Origin of the sequence: Corallococcus carmarthensis (assembly GCF_003611695.1) — a bacterium.
Taxonomy (GTDB): Bacteria; Myxococcota; Myxococcia; order Myxococcales; family Myxococcaceae; genus Corallococcus; species Corallococcus carmarthensis.
This window is the reverse complement of record NZ_RAWE01000448.1, coordinates 1-1,415: the sequence shown is the minus strand read 5'-3', so window position 1 is coordinate 1,415 and position 1,415 is coordinate 1. Positions and strand designations below refer to the sequence as shown.

Annotated in this window: 2 protein-coding genes; both read right to left on the bottom strand. The window is 70.3% G+C overall.

Translation table 11 applies throughout. The annotated features are described in order from the left end of the window. Positions 1-258: 258 nt before the first annotated feature. Positions 259-867, bottom strand: a complete 609-nt coding sequence (locus tag D7X32_RS44355) for a 2,3-bisphosphoglycerate-dependent phosphoglycerate mutase (protein WP_120608470.1) — start codon at positions 865-867, stop codon at positions 259-261. Between the two features lie 93 nt (positions 868-960). Then, entirely contained in the window at positions 961-1,221 is a 261-nt protein-coding gene (locus D7X32_RS44350; RefSeq protein WP_120608469.1) for a phosphopantetheine-binding protein, read from the bottom strand. Positions 1,222-1,415 lie beyond the last annotated feature (194 nt).

Genomic DNA, 1,415 nt, shown 5'->3' with positions numbered 1-1,415 from the left:
GGGCGTGGAGTGGCCCGGGGGCGGGGCGCGGCGGAACTCAGAGGTGCCAGCGGCGTTGACCGAGTCCTCCGCGCGGGGCGCCGTCTGGGCGAGGGCCGCGGCGGAGGAGAGCAGGACGACGGCGAGGGTCAGGGCCTTCATGGTGTGCATCCTTGGGGGTGTTCGTGCTTCGTCCCATCTGACGGGACGGAGGGCTGCTCATTCAAGCCCCCTCCGAACATCCTCTTTTCCGGGCCCTGGCCTGCTCGCCGCGAAGCGTCAGGGCGTCCCGCCGCGCTTGGAGACGACCTGGCCGTCAGCGCCAATCTCGTAGACGAGCGGCACGCCCGTGGCGAGCTCCAGCCCGACCACCGTCTCACCGGACAGCTTGTCCAGGCGCATCACCAGCGAGCGGTTGGAGTTGCCGTGCGCGACCACGAGCACGTTCTTGCCCTGGCGCAGGTCGCCCGCGATGGCGCGGTCGTAGAAGGGCAGCACGCGCTTGGCCGTCATCTCCAGGGACTCGCCGTTGGGGGGCGGCACGTCGAAGGAGCGGCGCCAGATGTGGACCTGCTTCTCGCCGAACTCCTTGGCGGCGTCCGCCTTGTTGAGGCCCTGCAGGTCGCCGTAGTGGCGCTCGTTGAGGGCCGCGTCGCGGATGACGGGCGGGCGCTGGCCCAGCGTGTCCAGCAGGATGGCGAGCGTCTCCTGCGCGCGGGTGAGGGCGGAGGTGTAGGCGACGTCGAACTTCAGGCCCTTGAGGGCGTCAGCGGCCTTGCGGGCTTCGCCGCGGCCCTGCTCGGTGAGGGGCACGTCCACGAAGCCGGTGAAGCGGTTCTCGTGGTTCCAGAGGGACTGACCATGACGGACGAGGGCGAGAGTGGGCATGGCCCCCCTGCTAGCCCAACCGGGGGCGGGGGGAAAAGAGGCAAGCCCCTTCCACCCGCCCGGCCCGTCGTTCTGCGGCCACGCGACGCCGCGTCAGCCGGTGGCCTGGGACTCCGACTGGAGGCGCTCGCAGACGGCCGCCACGGCGCTCAGCGTGTTGAACAGGTCCACCATGCCCACCTGGAGGCCCAGGTCGTCCTCGATGCGGTTGGCCAGCATGGTGGCCAGGAGCGAATTGCCCCCCACCTCCAGGAAGTGGTCCTCCGGCCGCACGGTGTCCACGCCCAGCAGCTCCTGCCAGTACCCGGCCAGCCGCGCCTCCATGGGCGAGGGAACGGCGCTGTGTGTGCTCATGGTGGGGTCCTCCTGGGACGGTGGATAGACTGCAAATTGAGGAAAATAGAACTACCGAGTCAAGTCTGACAGCGCCAGGGCAGGCAGGCGGGCTTCGTTGTTCCCCCGGTGCCGGCCGTCCCTGGCAGGCTTTGGCGCCATGGACGACGCGAACGAAGCCGGGGCGGCCGCCGGGGAGCAGGACGCGCCCATGG